11 protein-coding genes are annotated in these 17898 nt (G+C 70.5%); 9 read left to right on the top strand and 2 right to left on the bottom strand.

The genetic code is table 11. The features are described 5' to 3' along the window. The first annotated feature begins 5 nt into the window (after positions 1 to 5). Positions 6 to 3404 carry a pyruvate carboxylase gene (locus ABEA30_RS01325; RefSeq protein WP_345577831.1) on the top strand — a complete coding sequence of 1133 codons (3399 nt, stop codon included), beginning with the start codon at positions 6 to 8 and terminating at the stop codon, positions 3402 to 3404. 2006 nt (positions 3405 to 5410) lie between these two features. On the opposite strand, the gene ABEA30_RS01320 is transcribed toward ABEA30_RS01325, so the two are convergent. Then, complete coding sequence (locus ABEA30_RS01320; RefSeq protein WP_345577829.1) at positions 5411 to 6025, bottom strand: hypothetical protein; 615 nt, start codon at positions 6023 to 6025, stop codon at positions 5411 to 5413. Between the two features lie 161 nt (positions 6026 to 6186). On the opposite strand from ABEA30_RS01320, the gene ABEA30_RS01315 reads away from it, so the two are divergent. Further along, positions 6187 to 7170 carry a hypothetical protein gene (locus tag ABEA30_RS01315; protein ID WP_345577826.1) on the top strand — a complete coding sequence of 328 codons (984 nt, stop codon included), beginning with the start codon at positions 6187 to 6189 and terminating at the stop codon, positions 7168 to 7170. 9 nt (positions 7171 to 7179) lie between these two features. Here the strand turns inward: ABEA30_RS01315 and serC are convergent, their stop codons facing one another. Further along, a complete protein-coding gene (gene serC, locus ABEA30_RS01310) occupies positions 7180 to 8286 on the bottom strand; it encodes a phosphoserine transaminase (protein WP_345577823.1) in 1107 nt (368 codons plus the stop codon). Between the two features lie 75 nt (positions 8287 to 8361). On the opposite strand from serC, the gene ABEA30_RS01305 reads away from it, so the two are divergent. The 7 genes from ABEA30_RS01305 to ABEA30_RS01275 all read left to right on the top strand — a co-directional run bounded on the left by ABEA30_RS01305 (position 8362) and on the right by ABEA30_RS01275 (position 17885). Next, the gene (locus ABEA30_RS01305) at positions 8362 to 9501 is read left to right on the top strand and encodes an N-acetylglucosamine-6-phosphate deacetylase (protein WP_345577820.1); all 1140 of its coding nucleotides are present in this window, start codon (positions 8362 to 8364) and stop codon (positions 9499 to 9501) included. Between the two features lie 101 nt (positions 9502 to 9602). Then, the gene (locus ABEA30_RS01300) at positions 9603 to 10289 is read left to right on the top strand and encodes a metal-dependent transcriptional regulator (protein ID WP_345577817.1); all 687 of its coding nucleotides are present in this window, start codon (positions 9603 to 9605) and stop codon (positions 10287 to 10289) included. After that, a complete protein-coding gene (locus ABEA30_RS01295; RefSeq protein ID WP_345577815.1) occupies positions 10286 to 11038 on the top strand; it encodes a class I SAM-dependent methyltransferase in 753 nt (250 codons plus the stop codon). Before ABEA30_RS01300 ends, ABEA30_RS01295 begins: the two co-directional genes overlap by 4 nt. A 137-nt stretch (positions 11039 to 11175) precedes the next feature. Further along, complete coding sequence (gene trxA / locus ABEA30_RS01290; protein ID WP_345577812.1) at positions 11176 to 11529, top strand: thioredoxin; 354 nt, start codon at positions 11176 to 11178, stop codon at positions 11527 to 11529. A gap of 133 nt (positions 11530 to 11662) precedes the next feature. Further along, on the top strand, positions 11663 to 13330 hold the full coding sequence (locus ABEA30_RS01285) for an NAD(P)-binding protein (protein WP_386084940.1): 1668 nt from the start codon (positions 11663 to 11665) through the stop codon (positions 13328 to 13330). Continuing rightward, on the top strand, positions 13327 to 16875 hold the full coding sequence (gene nifJ, locus ABEA30_RS01280; protein WP_345577806.1) for a pyruvate:ferredoxin (flavodoxin) oxidoreductase: 3549 nt from the start codon (positions 13327 to 13329) through the stop codon (positions 16873 to 16875). The genes ABEA30_RS01285 and nifJ overlap by 4 nt, the downstream gene beginning before the upstream one ends. Further along, positions 16872 to 17885, top strand: a complete 1014-nt coding sequence (locus tag ABEA30_RS01275; RefSeq protein ID WP_345577803.1) for a dihydroorotate dehydrogenase-like protein — start codon at positions 16872 to 16874, stop codon at positions 17883 to 17885. The genes nifJ and ABEA30_RS01275 overlap by 4 nt, the downstream gene beginning before the upstream one ends. Positions 17886 to 17898: the final 13 nt, after the last annotated feature.

Raw genomic sequence — 17898 nt, 5'->3', positions numbered from 1 at the left:
CGCCCATGTTCCAGAAGGTATTGGTCGCCAACCGCGGCGAGATCGCAGTGCGCGCATTCCGCGCAGCCTACGAACTCGGCTACCGCACCGTCGCAGTGTTCCCCTACGAGGACCGCAAAGCCGATCACCGTGTGAAGGCGCACGAGTCATACCTCATCGGCGAGGAGGGCCACCCCGTTCGCGCCTACCTGAGCATCGACGAGATCATCCGCGCAGCCAAGGAGTCCGGCTCCGACGCGATCTACCCCGGCTACGGCTTCATGTCCGAGAGCCCGGACTTCGCCAAGGCGTGCGAGGACAACGGCATCACCTTCATCGGCCCCTCGTCCGACGTGCTGGCCATGGCGGGCAACAAGGTGCGCGCCATCGAGGCCGCCAGGGCCGCCGGCGTCCCCGTGCTCAACTCCTGCCCCCCGTCCACCGACGTCGAGGAACTGCGCAGGGCGGCCGAGGAGATCGGCTTCCCCGTGTTCGTGAAGGCCGTCGCCGGTGGCGGTGGCCGCGGCATGCGCCGCGTGGACGACCCGGGCAAGATCGCCGACGAGGTGGCCGCCGCCATGCGCGAGGCCGAGGCCGCGTTCGGTGACCCCACCGTCTACATCGAGCAGGCCGTCGCCGCCCCGCGCCACATCGAGGTGCAGATCCTGGCCGACGGCGAGGGCAACATCGTGCACCTCTTCGAGCGCGACTGCTCCATCCAGCGCCGCCACCAGAAGGTCATCGAGCTCGCCCCGGCGCCCTACATCTCGGAGGAGCTGCGCCAGGCGCTGTGCGCCGACGCGGTGAAGTTCGCCAAGTCGATCAACTACTACTGCGCCGGCACCGTCGAATTCCTCGTCGAGACCGAGGGCGCCCGCGCCGGCCAGCACGTGTTCATCGAGATGAACCCGCGCATCCAGGTGGAGCACACCGTCACGGAGGAGATCACCGACGTCGACCTCGTGCAGGCGCAGATGCGCATCGCCAACGGCGAGACCCTCGAGCAGATCGGCATCCGCCAGGACGAGCTCCAGATCCGCGGCGCGGCGCTCCAGTGCCGCATCACGACGGAGGACCCGCTCAACTCGTTCCGCCCGGACACCGGACTGATCACCGCGTACCGCTCCGCCTCCGGCGCCGGCATCCGCCTCGACGGCGGCACCACCGGCACGGGCGTCGAGATCAGCCCGCACTTCGACTCGCTGCTGGTGAAGCTGACCGCCCGCGGCCGCGACCTCGGCATGGCCATCGCCCGCGCCCAGCGCGCCCTGGCCGAGTTCCGCGTGCGCGGCGTCGCCACGAACATCCCGTTCCTGCGCGCCGTCCTCGAGGACGCCGACTTCCTGGCCGGCCCCGTCACCACCAACTTCATCGACCAGCGCCCGTACCTGCTGCACGCCCGTACCCCCGCAGACCGCGCCACCAAGCTGTTGCGCCACATCGCCGAGGTCACCGTCAACAAGCCGCACGGCGAGGCCCCCACCACGCTGGACCCGCGGGTGAAGCTGCCGCAGGTCGAGCTCAACGGCACCGTGCCCGACGGCGCGCGCCAGCGCCTGCTCGCGCTCGGCGCCGCGGGATTCGCCAAGGAACTGCGCGACGCCGTGCCGGTGCGCGTCACCGACACCACGTACCGCGACGCGCACCAGTCGCTGCTGGCCACCCGCGTCCGCACGCGGGACCTCCTGGCCGTCGCCCCCACGCAGGCCCGCCTGCTGCCGCAGATGTTCTCCGTCGAGTGCTGGGGCGGCGCCACCTACGACGTGGCCCTGCGCTTCCTCGGCGAGGACCCGTGGGAGCGGCTCGCGAAGCTGCGCGAGGCCATGCCCAACCAGAACCTCCAGATGCTGCTGCGGGGCCGCAACACCGTCGGCTACACCCCGTACCCGACGGAGGTGACCCAGGCGTTCGTCGCCGAGGCCGCCGCCACCGGCATCGACATCTTCCGCATCTTCGACGCCCTCAACGACGTCGAGCAGATGCGCCCGGCGATCGAGGCCGTGCACACCACGGACTCGGTGGCGGAGGTGGCGCTCTGCTACACCTCGAACCTGCTGGATCCCCAGGAGAAGATCTACACGCTCGACTACTACCTCCGCCTCGCGGAGCGCATCGTCGACGCGGGTGCGCACATCCTGGCCATCAAGGACATGGCCGGCCTGCTGCGCCCCGAGGCGGCCCGCCGCCTCGTCACCGCGCTGCGTGAGCGCTTCGACCAGCCGGTGCACCTCCACACCCACGACACCACCGGCGGCCAGCTGGCCACCCTCATGGCGGCCATCGAGGCCGGCGTCGACGCCGTCGACGTCGCCAACTCGGCGCTCAGTTCCACCACGTCGCAGCCGCCCATGTCGGCGCTGCTGATGGCGCTGGACCAGACCGAACGCCAGACCGAACTCGACCCGCAGGCCGTGCTCGACCTCGAGCCCTACTGGGAAGCCGTCCGCAACCTGTACAAGCCGTTCGAGTCGGGCCTGCCGGCCCCCACGGGCCGCGTCTACTCCCACGAGATCCCCGGCGGCCAGCTGTCGAACCTGCGCCAGCAGGCCATCGCGCTCGGCCTGGGCGAGAAGTTCGAGCAGATCGAGGACATGTACGAGGCCGCCGACAAGATCCTCGGCCGCCCCACCAAGGTCACGCCGTCGTCGAAGGTGGTGGGCGACCTCGCCCTGCACCTCGTGGCCGTGGGGGCGGACCCGAAGGAGTTCGAGGCAGACCCGCAGAACTTCGACATCCCCGATTCGGTCATCGGCTTCCTCGGCGGCGAACTCGGCGAGCCCGCCGGCGGCTGGCCCGAGCCGTTCCGCAGCAAGGCGCTCGGCGGCCGCAAGGTGCCCGTGCGCGTCACCGAGGTCTCCGACGAAGACCTCGCGCTGCTGGAGAACCAGGGCCGCGAACGTCAGGTCACGCTCAACCGCCTGCTGTTCCCCGGCCCCACGAAGGCGTTCGACCAAGCCCGCGAGGACTTCGGCGACATCTCCGTGCTGCCCACCCTGCCGTACCTCTACGGCATGGAACGCGGCAAGGAATACGCCATCACGCTGGAGAAGGGCGTCACCCTGCTGGCCGGCCTGGAAGCCATCTCCGAGCCCGACAAGCGCGGCAAGCGCACCGTCATGACGTTGCTCAACGGCCAGATCCGCCCCGTGCGGGTGCGGGACCTGTCGATCAAGTCCGAGGTCGCCGCAGCCGAGAAGGCGGACCTGTCGAACAAGGGCCACGTCGCGGCGCCGTTCAGCGGCGTGGTGACCCCGACGGTCGCCGAGGGTGACGTGGTGGAAGTGGGCGCGCCGGTGGCGACGATCGAGGCGATGAAGATGGAGGCGTCGATCAACGCCCCCATCAGCGGCACCGTCCGCCGGGTCGTGCTCCCGGGCGCGACGCAGCTCGAGGGCGGAGACCTCGTCCTCATCATCGCCCCCTGACGCTGGTTGAGCCCGTTTCGCTTCGCGAATAAGGCGTCGAAACCGCGGAGGATCACCGCCTGCCACATTTGGGTGGTTTCGCTGCGGGGGCCTGGGCTGCTTCCGCAGTCGCTGATGGGGGCCGGGGTTGAGGTGTTCTTCTGGCCGGCTCGCGCTGGGTGCGCCGCGGGGAGGGGGCCGGGTTCTCGCCCAACGGGGGCCCCTCGGCCGGTGCGCGCAGATGCCGGAGTGTGGTTGCGCGAGTGACGCGACACCGGCCTCCCCCGAACGCCCGCGCCTACCCTGAACCCGGCCCCCTCCCCGCGGCTCTACCTCGAGGTTGTCCGTGCGTGCGCAAGCAGCTGTGGTGGCGCTGGCCGCGTGACCTCGGCTGGGTGGGCCGGCCGGCCGTAGGGCGCTTGCGACGGGTTCCTGGTCGAGTGCGCCATCGGTGTCCACAAGATGGGGTCGCCTTGGCTGTTTCGGGGGAGGTGGCTCCATCTCGTGGACGTCCGTGGCGTTGGCCCGCTGAAGCTGCTGTCTGATGCCGAAGACCGGTCCCTGGGTCGCTCGGTCCCTGAGCCTGTCGCGTCCGAGGAACGAGGACCGTGTCAGGTCGAAGGGCGGGTGGGGTGGTCTGCTGGCTGGGAGATCGGTCCCTGAGCCTGTCGCGTCCGAGGAACGAGGACCGTGACGGGACGAAGGGCCGGTGAGGTGGTTCGCTGGCTGGGTTGAGCTGGTTGCGCCGCGGGGAGGGGGCCGGGTTCTCGCCCAACGGGGGCCCCTCGGCCGGTGCGCGCAAATGCCGGAGTGTGGTTGCGCGAGTGACGCGGCACCGGCCTCCCCCGAACGCCCGCGCCTACCCTGAACCCGGCCCCCTCCCCGCGGCTCTACCTCGAGGTTGTCCGCGCGTGTGCAAGCAGCTGTGGTGGCGCTAGCCGCGCGACCTCGGCTGGGTGGGTTGGCCGGCCGTGAGGCGGGGGCGCTTGCGACAGGTTCCTGGTCGGGCGCGCCATCGGTGTCCTCAAGATGGGGTCGCCTTGGCTGTTTCGGGGGAGGTGGCTCCATCTCGTGGACGTCCGAGGCGTTGGCCCCCTGAAGCCGCTGTCTGATGCCGAAGACCGGTCCCTGGGCCACTCGGTCCCTGAGCCTGTCGCGTCCGAGGAACGAGGACCGTGACGGGACGAAGGGCCGGTGAGGTGGTTTGCTGGCTGGGAGATCGGTCCCTGAGCCTGTCGCGTCCGAGGAACGAGGACCGTGACGGGACGAAGGGCCGGTGAGGTGGTTTGCTGGCTGGGTTGAGCTGGTTTCGCCGCGGGGAGGGGGCCGGGTTCTCGCCCAACGGGGGCCCCTCGGCCGGTGCGCGCAGACGCCGGAGCGTGGCTGCGCGGGTGACGCGACACCGGCCTCCCCCGAACGCCCGCGCCTACCCTGAACCCGGCCCCCTCCCCGCGGCTCTACCTCGAGGTTGTCCGTGTGTGCGCAAGCAGCTGTGGTGGCGCTTGCCGCGTGACCTCGGCTGGGTGGGTTGGCCGGCCGGCCGTGAGGCGGGGTCGCTTGCGACTGGTTCCTGGTCGAGTGCGCCATCGGTGTCCTCAAGATGGGGTCGCCGTGGCTGATTCGGGGGAGGTGGCTCCATCTCGTGGACGTCCGTGGCGTTGGCCCGCCGAAGCCGCTGTTTGACGCCGAAGGGCGGGTGTCGGGCCTGGGCTGCTTCCGCAGTCGCTGATGGGGGCCCTCCCCGCCCATGCCGAAGACCGGTCCCCGGGCAAACAGTGCGCGGCTTTTCTCAGGGCCCGGGGCTCCACGGCTCGCTGAGGTCGCACCGGTCTTCGGCAACGCCCGACCCAACCCTGGCGGGCCCCCATCAGCGCCTGCGTCGACCTTCGGCTGGTCTGGGGTTGAGTCCGCCGCGGTGGTATTCCGGAGGGATGGCCTGCGCGGGCACCTGTGGTTGCTCGAGTTGGCTCTCGGGGCGCAGGTCGTCGGTGACCTTCTTGCGGGTGTCCTCGTTCGACCGGACCCGGTCAGTCTCCGACGACGGCGACGTCGAGGCGATCGTCGGCACTCACCGCCTCGAGGACCTCGACGACGGGCTCGAGCCAGCCGCGCGCCTCGTCGGTCAGCTCAGGATTGGCCAGCACCCGGCGGTAATCCTCCAACGCCTCGACGGCGTGCACCCGCTTGGCGTAGCCCACCACCTGGCCGGGCAGGGGCCGCAGCGGGACGGCCAACTGGCGGTCGGCCAACGAACGCAGCGAGTAGTCGCTGTTCAGGCCGCAGCGCGCCAGGTCCCACTCCACGCGCTCGAACGCTGCCGGGTCCCACGGGATCTCGCGGCGCGCGGCCGACAGGTCGTCCAGCCAGGCGAGGAACACCTGCCAACTCTGGGCCATGCGGTCCGGCGGGATGTAGGCCCCGGTGAGCAGGGCGTCGACGTCACCGCGCATCGGCAGCCGGGGGTCGACCTCGGTGGCCGGGTCGCGGCGCATCAGCGGCCCGAACCAGTTGCGACGGGTGGGCCGCGGCGCCGCGAACCGCTCGGCGGCGACGGCGCGGAGGCGGTCGGCGAGGGGCGCCGGTGCCCGGAAGATGTCGCGCACGTCATCGATCGAGATCGCGTGGACGACGAGCCGCTGCATGCAACCACGGTAGCCCGCGCGTAGTATCGACGCAGTGAATCCGAGAAGTCGTCGCATCATCGTCACGGGGGTCCTGGTGGCCCTCGTGTTGCTTGCCGTGGCCAGCGCCGTTTGGGGCGGTCAACCGTGACCCACGCGCACGCCCTATGCTGGGCGGTCTGATGAACAACTACGCCCGAAGCGCCGCAGCCGCCCTCGCCGGCGGCCTGGCCCTCGCCACCGCGGTGCTTCCCGCGTTCGCCGAGGACGTCGACATCCCGGATTCCGCCACGCCGCTCGTCGGCATGGCCTACGACTCCAGCAACCAGCGGCTCTGGCTCGCCGGGCCGGACGCGGACCGCGGCGTCCTCACCAACGCCGCAGGCGACCTCGAGGTCACCTTCTCCGCAGAACTCGAGTCGGTCCAGGCGCTGTCCTGGTTCGGCGACCGCCTCTGGGTGGGCGACATCGGCGACGAGGACGGCACCCGCGACACCATCACCGTCTACCGGCTCGGCTCCACCGAGGGCGGCCAGACCACCTACCACGCCTACGACTTCGAGTACGAGGACGGCGCGCAGGACGCGCAGGCCATGCTGGTCTCGGGCCGCGGCAACATCTACATCGTCACCACCGGCGACGACCCCGGCGTCTACCGCGTGCGCGGCGAGGCCAGCCGCGAGGACGTCAACACGCTCGTCCGGGTCTACGACGCACCCGACGGCGTCACCGACGGCGTGTTCCTCAGCGACGGGTCGACGATGGCGCTGCGCACCGCAGTGGGCATCGAGTACATCGACGCCCTGCGCTGGGAACCCCTGGTGACCGACACCATCGTCGGGGCACCCGAGGGCGAGTCCATCGCCCGCGGCGCCGAGGACGAACTGTTCGTCGGCGGCAACCCCGCCGTCCGCACCAGCGAGGTGCCCAGCGACGACGTGACGACGACGGTGGCGCCGGCGGTGGAGGAGTCGCCGTCGCCGGAACCGGGCGACACCGCCTCCGCGTCCGCCTCCGCGTCGCCCACGCCGTCGGAGGGCGCAGACCCGGAGGCCGCCGTGCCGGACGAGGAGGGTCCGGCACGGGCCGGCACCATCACCGCGATTGCCCTGGCCGGGCTCGTGGCGGTGGCGGCGGGCGTCGTCACCTACTTCTGGCGCAACTGACGCCCGGCGTCACATCCGTTCGATGACGTAGTCGAGGCATTCGGTCAGCGACTCCACGTCCTCCGGGTCCACCGACGCGTAGCACCCCACCCGGAGCTGGTTGCGGTTCAGCGCGCGGTAGGGGTCGACGTCGCGGATGCCGTTGGTGCGCAGGATGCCGATGAGCTCGGCGGCGTTGATGCGCTCGTCGAGGTCGATCGTGGAGACGACGGGGGAGCGGTGCTCCGGGTTGGCGACGAACGGCGAGGCGAAGTCGCGGTCCTCGGCCCAGTCGTACAGCGTCTGCGTCGACTGGCGGCAGCGGGCGGCGACGGCCTCCATGCCGCCCATGTCGATCATCCACTGCACCTGGTCCTCGAGCAGCAGCAGCGTGGCCAGCGCGGGCGTGTTCAGCGTCTGGTGCTTGCGCGAGTTCGCGACGGCGGTGCTGAAGTCGAGGATCTCCGGGATGTAGCGGCCGCCGGCCTTGATCCGCTCGGCCCGCTCGATGGCGGCCGGCGAGGCGAACGCCAGCCACAGCCCGCCGTCGGAGGAGAAGTTCTTCTGCGGGGCGAAGTAGTAGACGTCGGTCTCCGAGATGTCGGCGTCGATGCCGCCGGCGGCCGACGTGGCGTCGATCAGGACGATGGAATCGGGGTCGCCGTGGCGCACCACGGGGGCCGCGGCGCCCGTCGACGTCTCGTTCTGCGCCCACGCGTGCACGTCGGAGTCGCGGCTCTCGGGCAGCGCGACGCCGCCTGCCTCGGCCTCGAAGACCGCCGGGTCGTCGAGGTGCGGCGCGCGTGACGCTGCGCGGGCGAACTTGCGGGTGAACTCACCGAAGACGCCGTGGGCGGAGCGCTGCTCGATGAGTGAGAACACGGCCATGTCCCAGAACAGGGTGGAGCCGCCGTTGCCGAGCACCACCTCGTAGCCGTCGGGGATGCGGTACAGCTCGGCGAGGCCCTGCTGCACGGTGGCGACGAGGTCCTTCACCGGCGCCTGACGATGCGAGGTGCCCATGATGTCGGAGCGCAGGCCCAGGTAGTCCAGGGCCTCAGGGCGAACCTTCGCGGGGCCGGAGCCGAACCGGCCGTCGCAGGGGAGCAAGTCGTCGGGGATGATCATGGGGGCCATCCTCTCATTTCACGGGCCCCGCGCATTTGGGGGTTCAGCTTCAGGGTGGAAATTGCGGTGGTGTTGGATGGAGCCATGGTTCTGCAGATCAAGGTTGCCCACGCTGTCACCCCGGAAGGCGTCGTCGACGACGCCGTGCTCACCGTCGACGGGGAGCGCATCGTCTCCGTCGAGCCGGGCGGCGGGGGCGAGGGCACCCTGTGGGCGGTGCCGGGCTTCGTCGACTCGCACTGCCACGGCGCGGTGGGGGTCGCGTTCGGCAACCCGGACCGCGAGGCCAACGTCCGCGCCATCGAGTACCACCGCACGCAGGGTGCCACCACGGTGTTCGCGTCGACGGTGACCGAGCCCATCGACAAGCTCGAGGCCCAGCTGGCCGTGTTGAAGGAACTCGTGGAGGCCGGCGAACTCGGCGGCATCCACCTCGAGGGCCCGTTCCTCGCGGAGGCGAAGAAGGGCGCCCACGATCCCGCCCTGCTGCGCGACCCCGACCCGGAGTCCGTCGAGCGCCTCATCGCCGCCGGCGGTGACGCGTTGAAGATGATCACGCTCGCCGTCGAACGCGAGCATGGCGAGGAGGCCACCCGGCGCTTCGTCGAGGCGGGCGTGCACGTCGCCTTCGGCCATTCCGATGCCGACGACGTGGTCACCGCCGAATCGATCGAGTGGGGCGCCGACATCGCCACCCACCTGTTCTCCGCCATGCGCTCCATCCACCACCGCGAGCCCGGCCCCGTGCCCGTGCTGCTGTCCGACGAGCGCGTCATGGTCGAGCTGATCTGCGACGGCATCCACCACGCCCCGGTGATCGCCGCGATGTCGATCGACGCCGCCGGCCCCGGCCGCGTCGCGCTGGTGACCGACGCGATGAGCGCCACCGGCATCGGCGACGGGAGGTACCTGCTGGGCGAGCTGAAGGTCGAGGTGAAGGACGGCACGGCCCGCCTCGTCACCACCGACGGCAGCCAGGGCGCGATCGCGGGTTCGACGCTCACCATGGCCCGCGCGTTCGAGTTCGTCGTGCAGGAGGTCGGCGTCTCGATCCCCGACGCGGCGCTGATGGCGTCGACGACGCCGGCGAAGTGGCACGGGCTGCCGGACGTGGGAGAGCTGGCGCCCGGCAGGTACGCCGACGTCTGCCTCGTGGACGACGACGGCGTGCTGCACGGCGTGCTGCGCCGCGGCGAGTGGGTCGTCGCGCCCGTCGCTGGTTGAGCCCGTCGCCCCACGCGGACCTCCCGATGGTGCCCAAAGGCCGGGTTGGCCTGACCCTGCCGGACGGGGCGCGGCTACTATGAGCCGGGAAGGGGGTGGCGATGAGCGACTTGATCGACACGACGGAGATGTACCTCCGCACGGTGTATGAGCTCCTCGAGGAGGGGATTCCGCCGCTTCGGGCCCGCATCGCGGAGCGACTCCACCAGTCGGGACCCACCGTCTCGCAGACGGTGGCCCGCATGGAGCGCGACGGCCTCTTGGTCGTGGACGAGGACCGCACCATCAAGCTCACCCGCACCGGCGCGAAGCTGGCCCGCGACGTGATGCGCAAGCACCGTCTGGCGGAGTGCCTGCTCACCGAGGTGATCGGCCTCGAGTGGGAGAAGGTCCACGACGAGGCGTGCCGCTGGGAGCACGTGATCTCCCTGGACGTGGAGAAGCGCCTCGTCGAGATCCTCGACTCGCCCACCCATTCGCCCTACGGCAACCCCATCCCGGGGCTGCAGGAGCTCGGCGTCGACGCGCTGCACCAGCCGTTCCGGGAGGGCGCGGACCCGCTGACGGATCTCGTGGGTGAGGTCCCGCAGCGCTTCGTGCTGCAGCGGATGAGTGAGAACCTCCAGGCAGATGCCCACTCGCTGGGCCTGCTGGCCCGTACCGGGTTCGGCCCGGACACCGCGTTCGAGGCGGTGAGGGTCGGCGGCATGGTCCACATCGCCATCGGTGAGGCCACCGTCGACGTGCCGCTGCACACCGCCGAGCTGATGTTCGTGAGCCCTGCGTGAACGACATCGACGGCGTGCTGAGGTGGTTCGGCAGCCGCAAGCCCGGCGCGATGGAGGAGGTCCTCTCGCGCTCCTACGGGGGCGACCGCACTCCGTACGAATGGCTCGCCAGGGCGGTGTCGTCGTCGGCGTCCCTGGTGCTCGACCTGGCCTGCGGTGCCGGCGCGATGATCGAGCGGCTGCAGCGGCCGGGGCGCACCGTCATCGGGCTCGACCGGTCGGAGGCCGAACTGCGTGAGGCCCAGCGCCGGGGCCGCGGCCCGCTGGTGCAGGCGCACGCCTCCTACCTGCCGTTCGCCGACAACAGTTTCGACGCGGTGGTCAGCTCCATCGGCATCTCCGTCGTGGCTGACCGGCCCCGCTTCCTGGCGGAGGCCGCGCGCGTGCTCCGCCCCGGTGGTGTGTTCGCGGCGCTCACGCCGTCGCTGCGCCCGGCCAACATCGACGACCTGAAGATCGTCAGCCGCCTCGGCGGCTACCTGCGCACCCACCCGCACCTGCCGGGCGCCACCGAGTTCAAGGCCAAGCGCGCGCTCGGCGAGGTGGGCCTGACGAAGGCGGAGGACAAGCGCGCGAAGTACTACTACGAGGTGGCCAGCGAGGAGGACGCCGAGCACTTCCTCGCCGGCCTGCGCGCCCCCGTCGACGCCGCCCGTGCCGCGGGCACGCTCGACTTCCTGGCCCAGCGGCTGCAGCTCGGGCCCGTGAAGCTGCCGCTGCCGATGCGCCGGATCATCGCGATCAAGTGACCCCGAGCCGGCCCCGGACGATTGCCCCGGGCCGTGGGAAGTGGGTGCGTGGCGGGGTATGGTCGGAGCAACGAGCGGAATATCCCGACATCCATTTGCGTTCAACCAAGTGGTAACGACGACGAAAGGGGTCACGAATGGCGACCACCGACCTGACCGCTGTGAACTTCGAGAACACGGTCAAGGACAACGAGATCGTGCTGGTCGACTTCTGGGCCGACTGGTGTGGGCCGTGCAAGCGCTTCGCGCCCATCTATGACGACGCCTCCGTGCGCCACGACGACGTCGTGTTCGCGAAGGTGGACACCGAGGACGCGCGTGATCTCGCCGCTGCGCTGGAGATCCAGTCCATCCCGACGATCATGGGCTTCAAGTCCGGCCAGCTCGTGTTCCGCCAGGCGGGCATGCTCAGCGGCAAGCAGCTCGACTCCGTGATCGAGCAGATCCGAGACCTCGACATCGAGGCTGCGCTGGCAGACAAGCAGAAGTAACCCGTACGCGCACCGACGGCGGCCCGCCCCCACGTGGGGCGGGCCGCCGTCGTCGTGTGTGGGGGTGGGGAACCCAGCGCAACCCACGGTTTGCGGACACCCCCTCATCGGCGACATACCCCCGCCCCCTACTATGGCTCGTAGTAGCACTGGAAAGGGGCCGACGATGACCCACCCGAAGGACATGACCGTCCAACCGGACCTGAGCGCGAGCGAGGGGCGCGTCGCCCCCGTGCGTGCCAGGCGGCCCATCTATCTCGACATGCTCCCGCCCTGCAACGCCGGGTGCCCAGCGGGCGAGAACATCCAGGAATGGCTGCGCCTGATCAAGGCGGGGCAGGCGGAGGCCGCGTGGCGCCAACTCGTCGCCGACAACCCCTTCCCGGCCGTCCACGGGCGCGTCTGCTACCACCCCTGCGAGACGGCCTGCAACCGCAAGGACCTCGACGCCGCCGTCAGCATCCACTCGGTCGAGCGGTACCTCGGTGACCTCGCGATCGAGAAGGGCTGGCAGTTCCCGCCGGTCCGCCGTCGCTCCGGCCGCCGCGTCATGGTGGTGGGCGCCGGCCCGTCCGGGCTGTCGGCCGCCTACCACCTCGCCAGGCTGGGCCACGAGGTGGAGATCTTCGACGCCGGCGACCTCCCCGGCGGCATGATGCGCTACGGCATCCCCGAGTACCGGTTGCCGCGCGACGTGCTGGACGCCGAGATCGACCGGCTGCGGCAGATGGGCATCGTCTTCCGCCAGAACCACCCCATCAAGGACCTCCTCGCGATGCAGGAGCAGGGCCGCTTCGACGCCGTGTTCGTCGCCGTCGGCGCGCACATCTCCAAACGCGTCGACATCCCCTCCAACGACGCCAGCCGGGTGGTGGACGCGGTCTCGTTCCTGCGCGACGTCGCCTCCGGCGAGCGGCCCATCATCGGGCGCCGCGTCGCGGTCTACGGCGGCGGCAACACCGCCATGGACGCCGCCCGCGTGGCCCGCCGGCTGGGCGCCGAGGAGTCGGTGGTGGTCTACCGCCGCTCGCAGGCCCAGATGCCCGCGCACGCCGAGGAGCTCGAGGGCGCGCAGACCGAGGGCGTGAAGATGAACTGGCTGCGCACGATCAAGGAGATGCACGACGAGGACCTCACCGTCGAGATCATGGAGATCGACGACGACGGCAAGGCCCGCGGCACGGGTCGCTACGAGAAGCTCGAGGCCGACACCGTCATCCTCGCGCTCGGGCAGCGCGCCGACACCGACTTCCTCCGCGCCATCCCCGGCATGAGCTTCAACGACGACGTGGTCGACGTCGACCCGCACTCGCTGATGACCGCCGTGCCGGGCATCTTCGCCGGCGGCGACGCGGTGCCGTCGGACCGCACGGTGACCATCGGCACCGGGCACGGCAAGAAGGCCGCCAAGCGCATCGACGCCTACCTCAACAGCGAGGAGTGGGTGCCGCCGCTGAAGCACCCGATGGTCAGCCTCGACCAGATGAACGTGTGGTACTTCGGCGACCACGCCCGTCGGCAGCACCAGGAGGCCGACGGTGAGGAGCGCATCGGCGGGTTCGCCGAGATCGTGGCCGGCCTCACCGACGAGGAGGCCAACTTCGAGGCCCGCCGCTGCCTGAGCTGCGGCAACTGCTTCGAGTGCGACGGCTGCTTCGGCGCGTGCCCGGAGGATGCCGTGATCAAGCTCGGCAAGGGCAACAGGTACCGCTTCGACTACGAGTTGTGTACGGGCTGTGCCACCTGTTACGAGCAGTGCCCCGTGCACGCCATCGAGATGATCCCGGAGGTGGGACGATGAGCAGCCTGCAGGCCATCATCGACGGCAACGAGGCGGCGGCCGACGTCGCCTACCGCGTGAGCGAACTGTGCTCCATCTACCCGATCACGCCCAGCTCCACCATGGCGGAGTTGGCCGACGAATGGATGGCGCACGGCCGCCCCAACATCTACGGCCAGGTGCCCACCGTCATCGAGATGCAGTCCGAGGGTGGCGCCGCCGGTGCGATGCACGGCGCGCTGCAGGGCGGCGCGCTGTCGACGACGTTCACCGCGTCGCAGGGCCTGCTCCTGATGATCCCGAACATGTACCGCATCGCCGGCGAGCTGACCTCGACGGTGTTCCACGTCGCCGCCCGCTCGCTCGCCACGCAGGGCCTGTCGATCTTCGGCGACCACCAGGACGTCATGGCCGTGCGGCAGACGGGCGTGTGCCTGCTGAGTTCGGCGTCGGTGCAGGAGGCCCACGACATGGCCGCCATCGCGCACCACGCCACGCTGCGCACGCGGCTGCCGTTCGTCCACTTCTTCGACGGCTTCCGCACCTCGCACGAACTCAACACCATGACGCGGCTCACCGACGACCAGCTGCGCTCGTTCATCCCGCGCGACCTGGTGCTCGAGCACCGCGCCCGCGCGCTCAGCCCGGCCAACCCGTTCATCCGCGGCACGGCGCAGAACCCCGACACCTACTTCCAGTCCCGCGAGACCGCCAACCCGTTCTACACGTGGGTGCCGCGCGTCCTCGAGGACGCGATGGACAAGTTCGAGGCCCTCACCGGCCGCCGCTACGGGCTGGTCGAGTACCACGGCGCGGAGGACGCCGATCGCGTGGTGATCATCATGGGATCGGGCGTCGAGGCCGTCACTCCGGTGGTGGACAGGATCAACGCCGACGGCGGGCGCGTCGGGGTCATCCAGCTGCGGCTGTACCGCCCGTTCCCGACGGAGGCGCTGCTCGCCGCGCTGCCCGCGAGCGTGGAGCGGATCGCCGTGCTGGACCGCACGAAGGAGCCGGGGGCCTCGGGCGAGCCGATGTTCCTCGACGTGTCGTCGGTGCTGGCGGAGGCCGTCGCGACGGGCCGCCGCGACCGGCTGCCGTTGATGATCGGCGGCCGCTACGGGTTGTCATCGAAGGAGTTCACCCCGGCCATGGTCAAGGCCGTCTACGACGAACTGGCCGCGGCTGCCCCGCGGCCCAGGTTCACCGTCGGCATCAACGACGACGTGACGCACCTGTCGCTGGACTACGACCCGACGCTCGACCTCGAGGACCCGGAGACGCTGCGCGCGGTGTTCTACGGGCTGGGTTCCGACGGCACCGTGGGCGCCAACAAGAACACGATCAAGATCCTGGGCTCGTCGGAGGACCTGTACGCGCAGGGCTACTTCGTCTACGACTCGAAGAAGTCGGGGTCGCGGACGGTGTCGCACCTGCGTTTCGGGCCCAACCCGATCAAGTCGCCGTACCTCGTCAGCCAGGCCGGGTTCATCGGCTGCCACCACTGGTCGATCCTGGAGCGGGTCGACGTGCTGGAGTTCGCCCGCCCGGGCACCACGCTGCTGCTCAACTCGCCCTACGGCCCGCAGGAGACCTGGCACCACCTGCCGCAGCCGATGCAGGCACGCATCATCGAGCTGGGGCTCAACGTCTACGTCATCGACGCCGGGAAGGTGGCGCGCGCAGCCGGGCTCGGCAGCCGCACCAACACCATCCTGCAGACGTGCTTCTTCGCGATCTCCGGCGTGCTGGAACGTGAGGTGGCGATCCGGAAGATCAAGGACGCCATCTCGAAGACCTACGCCCGCAAGTCGGCCGAGGTGGTGCGCAAGAACCACCAGGCGGTCGACTCCGCGCTGGCCGAACTGTTCCGCCTGGAGGTCCCGGCGGACGTGACGTCGGGCCACGGCTTCATCCCGCCGGTGCCCGCCGACGCCCCGAAGTTCGTCCGCACCGTCACCGCGACGATGCTGCAAGGGAGGGGCGACGACCTGCCGGTCTCGGCGCTCCCGGTCGACGGCACCTACCCGTCGGGCACGACGAAGTTCGAGAAGCGCAACATCTCCGAGATCGTCGCCGAATGGGACGAGGAGGCGTGCATCCAGTGCGGCAACTGCGCCTTCGTGTGCCCGCACGCGGTGCTGCGCGCCAAGTCGTACCCCACCGAGGCGCTCGACGGCGCCCCCGAGGGGTTCCTGAGCGCACCCCTCAACGCGGCCGGCCTGCCGTCGACCAGCTACACGCTGCAGGTCTACGTCGAGGCATGCCCCGTCAAGCCGCTCGGCCAGCCGTCGCGCAGGGCCATCAACCTGGTGCCCAAGCTGGAGCGGGACAAGGACATCGAGGCCGTCGAGTTCTTCGAGCAGATCCCGGTCAACGAGCGCGTCAACGTCGACTTCGGCACGGTGCGCGGCACCCAGTTCCTGGAGCCGCTGTTCGAGTTCTCCGGCGCGTGCTCCGGGTGCGGCGAGACGCCGTACCTGAAGTTGCTGAGCCAGCTGTTCGGCGACCGCGCCACCATCGCCAACGCGACGGGGTGCTCGTCCATCTACGGCGGCAACCTGCCGACGACCCCGTGGGCAAAGAACGCCGAGGGGCGTGGGCCGGCGTGGTCGAACTCGCTGTTCGAGGACAACGCCGAGTTCGGCCTGGGCATGCGCCTGGCGGCGGACCTGCACGAGGACCTGGCCCGCCGTCGGCTCCTGGAGCTGCGGGGGCAGATCGGCGACGACGAGCTCGTCGACGCGATCCTGGACGCGCCGCAGCGGCAGGGCTCCGAGATCGCCGCCCAGATGGGGCGGGTCAAGCAGTTGCTGCCCAAGCTGGACGGGCTCACCGGCACGGCTGCCGAGGACCTGCGTTCGGTGGCGGACCACCTGGTGCGCCGCTCGGTGTGGATCGTGGGCGGCGACGGCTGGGCCTACGACATCGGCTCCGGCGGCCTCGACCACGTGTTGGCGTCGGGCCGCAACGTCAACGTGCTGGTGCTCGACACGGAGGTGTACTCCAACACGGGAGGGCAGTCGTCGAAGTCGACGCCGCTGGGCGCCGTCGCGAAGTTCGCCTCCGGCGGCAAGCTGACGAACAAGAAGGACCTCGCCCTGCAGGCCGCCGCCTACGGCTCCGTCTACGTGGCGCGCGTGGCGATGGGCGCCGACCCGCAGCAGACGTTGAAGGCGTTCCGCGAGGCGGAGGCCTACGACGGGCCGAGCCTGATCATCGCCTACAGCCACTGCATCGCGCAGGGCTTCGACATGCGCAAGGGCCTCGACCAGCAGTACAAGGCCGTCAACTCCGGCCACTGGCCGCTCATGCGCTACAACCCCGTCATCCGCGACGCGGGTGGCAACCCGTTCCTGCTCGACTCGCCGCGGCTCCGGTTGTCGTTGGCGGAGTACCAGTCGGTCGAGTTGCGTTACCGCGTGCTCCGGGCCGCCGACCCGGAGGAGGCCGACCGCCTGCTGTCGCTGGCGCAGGAGCAGGTGGACCGCCGGTGGGGTGAATACGAACAACTCGCCGCCCGCGGCGCGGACCAGTTCGCCGCTGACCCCAGGAGGGACTCATGACCGACCTGACCACCCAGTACCTCGGGCTCACGCTGCGCAACCCGCTGGTCGCCTCTGCCGGGCCGCTGTCGCAGTCGGTGGCCGGCATCAAGTCGCTGGCCGACGGCGGCGTGGCCGCCGTCGTGATGTTCTCGCTGTTCGAGGAGCAGCTGCGCCGGGAGGCCGAGGCGGCCGCCCAGCTGGAGGAGCTCTACGACGACTCGTTCGCCGAGGCGTTGAGCTACTTCCCGTCGGTGCCGGCGTCGCAGAAGGACGCGAGCCACGCGTACCTGAAGCTCGTCGAGGAGGGCGCGGCCGCCGTCGACGTGCCGATCATCGCCTCGCTCAATGGGGCCTCGATGGGCGGCTGGACCCAGCAGGCGCGTCGGCTCGCCGACGCCGGCGCCGCGGCGATCGAGCTCAACATCTACTTCGTTCCGGGTGACATCACCGTGACGGGTGCGGCGGTGGAGGAGCGGCACCTCGAGATCGTCGCCGGGGTGAAGAGCGCCGTCGACGTGCCGGTCGCGGTGAAGCTGAGCCCGTACTTCTCCTCGCTGGGCAACATGGCGCTCCGCCTCGAGCAGGCGGGCGCGGACGGCCTGGTGCTGTTCAACCGGTTCCTGCAGCCGGACATCGACGTGGACCGCGTGACGGTGGAGTCTGGCGTGTCGCTGAGCCCGCCGGTGGAGGCACGGCTGCCGAGGACCTGGATCGCCGTGTTGCGCGGCAGGATCGGCGCCTCGCTCGCGGGGACCACGGGCGTGGACCGCCCCGAGGACGTCGTGAAGTACATCCTCGCGGGCGCCGACGTCGTGATGACCACGTCGTCGCTGATCCGACGCGGCCCCGCGTACGCCGAGGTGCTGGTGGATGAACTGGCCGCCTGGCTGGAGGATCGCGACCTGACGCTGAGCCAGGCCCGCGGCCTGCTGAGCGTGCCGAAGGACACCCCGGCGGATGCCTTCGAACGGGCAGGTTACGTGTCGGCGTTGGAGAAGGCGAAGGCCACCTACGGCTCGCTGCGGTAGGACATTCGCGACC

The sequence above is a fragment of the Tessaracoccus lubricantis genome, from assembly GCF_039544535.1.
In the GTDB taxonomy this organism is placed as follows: Bacteria; Actinomycetota; Actinomycetes; order Propionibacteriales; family Propionibacteriaceae; genus Arachnia; species Arachnia lubricantis.
Note: the sequence above shows the minus strand (reverse complement) of the source record. Positions and strands in the feature narration are given on the sequence as shown.

Bases quoted from the DNA above. Each gene is read 5' to 3' on its own strand.
- trxA (WP_345577812.1), top strand. From the start codon at position 11,176: ATGGCGACCACCGACCTGACCGCTGTGAACTTCGAGAACACGGTCAAG.
- ABEA30_RS01315 (WP_345577826.1), top strand. From the start codon at position 6,187: ATGAACAACTACGCCCGAAGCGCCGCAGCCGCCCTCGCCGGCGGCCTG.
- serC (WP_345577823.1), bottom strand. From the start codon at position 8,286: ATGGCCCCCATGATCATCCCCGACGACTTGCTCCCCTGCGACGGCCGG.
- ABEA30_RS01305 (WP_345577820.1), top strand. From the start codon at position 8,362: ATGGTTCTGCAGATCAAGGTTGCCCACGCTGTCACCCCGGAAGGCGTC.
- ABEA30_RS01320 (WP_345577829.1), bottom strand. From the start codon at position 6,025: ATGCAGCGGCTCGTCGTCCACGCGATCTCGATCGATGACGTGCGCGAC.
- ABEA30_RS01325 (WP_345577831.1), top strand. From the start codon at position 6: ATGTTCCAGAAGGTATTGGTCGCCAACCGCGGCGAGATCGCAGTGCGC.
- ABEA30_RS01300 (WP_345577817.1), top strand. From the start codon at position 9,603: ATGAGCGACTTGATCGACACGACGGAGATGTACCTCCGCACGGTGTAT.
- ABEA30_RS01285 (WP_386084940.1), top strand. From the start codon at position 11,663: ATGGCTCGTAGTAGCACTGGAAAGGGGCCGACGATGACCCACCCGAAG.
- nifJ (WP_345577806.1), top strand. From the start codon at position 13,327: ATGAGCAGCCTGCAGGCCATCATCGACGGCAACGAGGCGGCGGCCGAC.
- ABEA30_RS01275 (WP_345577803.1), top strand. From the start codon at position 16,872: ATGACCGACCTGACCACCCAGTACCTCGGGCTCACGCTGCGCAACCCG.